Annotated in this window: 4 protein-coding genes; 2 read left to right on the top strand and 2 right to left on the bottom strand. The window is 61.5% G+C overall.

The features are described from left to right. Window positions 1-730 (top strand): putative zinc-binding metallopeptidase (locus KAZ48_11685; GenBank protein MBP7973452.1); only part of this gene is annotated, 730 nt, incomplete at its 5' end. 65 nt (window positions 731-795) lie between these two features. Here KAZ48_11685 and KAZ48_11680 read toward each other — a convergent pair. After that, window positions 796-1410, bottom strand: coding sequence for a flavodoxin family protein (locus tag KAZ48_11680; protein ID MBP7973451.1), 615 nt, complete (start codon window positions 1408-1410; stop codon window positions 796-798). Window positions 1411-1602: 192 nt separating this feature from the next. On the opposite strand from KAZ48_11680, the gene KAZ48_11675 reads away from it, so the two are divergent. Next, complete coding sequence (locus KAZ48_11675) at window positions 1603-2142, top strand: hemerythrin domain-containing protein (GenBank protein ID MBP7973450.1); 540 nt, start codon at window positions 1603-1605, stop codon at window positions 2140-2142. Between the two features lie 24 nt (window positions 2143-2166). Here KAZ48_11675 and KAZ48_11670 read toward each other — a convergent pair whose 3' ends face one another. Next, the gene (locus KAZ48_11670) at window positions 2167-2853 is read right to left on the bottom strand and encodes a response regulator transcription factor (protein ID MBP7973449.1); all 687 of its coding nucleotides are present in this window, start codon (window positions 2851-2853) and stop codon (window positions 2167-2169) included. Between the last annotated feature and the right edge of the window lie 13 nt (window positions 2854-2866).

The following is a 2866-nucleotide window of genomic DNA, read 5'->3' as shown; positions in this document are numbered from 1 at the left end:
CGCGGACTTGCGCAATGACGACGACACCGTGACTTTCCGGGAAGCGATCCGCCGGGTCAGCCGCCAATTCCACCGCCTGGGAATCGACCCAACCAGCAGCCACCCAAAGTTGCGTTTTCGACTCGACCGAAGCACTGACGATCATCCGGTCACGATCGGGCACGAGGACGGACTGGTGACCTTGGATCTTCGCGAGGCCGATCCGGTGGCGCGGGAGCGTACCCGCGAGGCGCTGGCGGAGCCCTACCGGACACCGCTGGGCCATGTGCGTCACGAGTCGGGTCACTGGCATTGGCAAAGTGCCATTGCGTCAGATCCCGCTCGACTTGAGCTGTTCCGTTCATTCTTCGGTGACGAGCGAATCGACTACTCCGAGTCCTTGCAACTGCACTACGCCACAGATGACGACGGCGCCTGGCGTGGTGAGTTCCACTCAAACTACGCGGCGGCCCATCCGTGGGAGGACTACGCCGAGTCCTTCGCCCACGTCCTGCACATGTTGGACACGATTGAGACAGCGCACGCGGAGGGTCTTGTCCCCCAGATCCCGACTAGCTTCGATGAGTTGCACACGGAGTGGGCTCGGGTGACGGTTGCCCTCAACGAGTTGAGCAGATCCATGGGAGTCCCCGACCCATATCCGTTCGCGCCACCGGACTCTGCTGTAGTGAAAATGTCGTTCATCTACGACGTGCTGACGACGCCGGTGGGCCCCAGCGTTGAAGCCTGAACGACCCGCACCGGAGGCTACGGGTCGTTCAGGCTGATCCTGGTCAGATTGGATCTGGTTCGACCTCACGCGTCGGGCTTGGTGTAGCCGTGCGCTTGCAGCCCTTGTGCCAGCTGCACGGCGTTCGCCACCATGGTCTGCATCGCCGACTCGGTCGCGTCTGGGCGCTCGTCCAAATCCTTGTAGTCCTCGCGCTGCATCGCTTCGCCAACCCAGTACGTGCAACCGGCTGCGGGGATGGTGAAACCACAGTCGTTAACGGCTTGGAAAATCTCCGCGACGCTATGGTGCGCACCGTCCTCATTGCCGACGATCCCAGCGACCGCGACCTTGCCATACGTCAACGGCAAGCCATCGTCGCCTTCTTCACCGAGCTCGGCGTCGAGCCGCTCCAACACGACCTTGCACATCGAGGCCGGCTGGCCCATCCAGATCGGAGTGGTCAACACCAGGATCTGGGAATCCAGCATCTTCTGTCGGATTGCTGGCCAACCATCGCCATCACCCTCATCAGTGGTGATCCCGAACTTGACATCGTGGTCGGCGACTCGGATCACCTCGGCCTCCACACCATGGGTGGAAAGGGCCGCAGAAATTCGCTCCGACATCAGTTGTGAGCTGGACTCCGCAGGGGACTTCTTCAACGTGCAGCACAGGATCAGTGCCTTCATTTCGCTCATCACAACCTCCTTGGCTCCCCAGCCTCGGTGCCCATCGCCGCGACCATCAAGAGCCGATGGTCATCGAAAAGTGGTCCGCAGGTTGGCTCGGTCCTCCCGCGTCGAAGGCACCGGCCCCTCGCTCCGAAGTCCCGGATTCTCGTGACTCGCGGCACTTTGGTGAGCGTGCGGGACCTGGCTATTTTCGAAGGTATGAGTGTGACGTCCACCCAACTCGATCTTGGCGGCAGTGAGCCTGTTTCGGCTGCGCGACACTTCGCGGCCGGGCCGACCAACGAAAGGAAAGTCATGGATGCACTGGTGATGCTGCGCGAGGAGCACAAAGCGATCAAGCGGATGTTTCGCGAGTTTGAGCGCGGAGATCTGAACGTGGTGGCTGACTTCTGCCGCGAGTTGATGATCCACTCAGAGATGGAGGAGGCGGTCCTCTACCCGGCAATCCGCGAAGCCGCTCCCGACACCAAAGACATCGTCATGGAAGGTATCGAGGAACATCACGAGGTCAAACTGCTGATCGGCGAGCTCAACGTAATGACGCCGGACGAGGATCACTACAAGGCGAAGGCGACCGTCGTGATGGAGAACAGCGAGCACCACTTCGGGGAGGAAGAAGAGGACATGTTCCCGAAGATCCGCAAGGCGCTCGGCCGCAACCGGCTAATCGAGTTGGGAACCCAGATGGCGGAGTTTCGCACCGAACGTGAGCAAGCGTCCTGGGCGGCGAATAACTAACTGCAGTGGGGCTGGTAGCAGGCTCTAGTCGCCGACGATCAACCGTCGCGACTTACGTTCCGCGATGAGGGCGGCGGCCTGGGAGCGGCGTTGGACCCCGAGCTTGCCGAGCAGTGACGACACGTAATTCTTCACGGTCTTTTCGGAGAGGAACATCTTCTCGCTGATCTCGCGATTGGTGAGACCCTCCCCGAGCAGTTCAAGCAACTGCCGGTCGCGTTTGGACAAGTCACCGATCGGATCGTCGACGTCCTCCGCAGCCTGTCGAACCTTGCGCAGGATTCCTTCGGTTGCCTGCGGATCGAGCATTGAACCGCCGTTGCCGACCGTTCGGATCGCGTTGACCAGATCGGCTTCGGCGATCTCCTTGAAGACAAAGCCCGACGCGCCCGCCAAGATCGCCTCGACAAGGGACTCCTCGGTGGCGTACGTCGTCAACATCAGGCACGAAGCCTCGGGCAGCTTCTTGCGAAGCTCGCGGCAGACGGTTATGCCGCTGTCGTCTGGCAGCTTGAGGTCGAGCACGAGGACGTCCGGTCGAAGAGCGGGCGCAACCGCGATGGCCTCGCTGGCCAGGCTGGCCTCGCCGACGACCGCCATGTCATCCTCAGCTTCGACCATTGTGCGCAAGCCGGTTCGGGTGACGGCGTGATCGTCCACGATCATGACTCGGATGGGTTCGGCTTGCTGGCCTTGCTCGTTCGCTGGCATGAATGAGCCCCCT

Source organism: Candidatus Nanopelagicales bacterium (assembly GCA_018003655.1).
Classification (GTDB): Bacteria; Actinomycetota; Actinomycetes; order S36-B12; family UBA10799; genus JAGNDY01.
Note: the sequence above shows the minus strand (reverse complement) of the source record. Positions and strands in the feature narration are given on the sequence as shown.

What these genes read in the sequence shown, in the direction of transcription:
- KAZ48_11680 (MBP7973451.1), bottom strand. Translation starts at nt 1,410, where the DNA reads ATGAGCGAAATGAAGGCACTGATCCTGTGCTGCACGTTGAAGAAGTCC.
- KAZ48_11675 (MBP7973450.1), top strand. Translation starts at nt 1,603, where the DNA reads ATGAGTGTGACGTCCACCCAACTCGATCTTGGCGGCAGTGAGCCTGTT.
- KAZ48_11670 (MBP7973449.1), bottom strand. Translation starts at nt 2,853, where the DNA reads ATGCCAGCGAACGAGCAAGGCCAGCAAGCCGAACCCATCCGAGTCATG.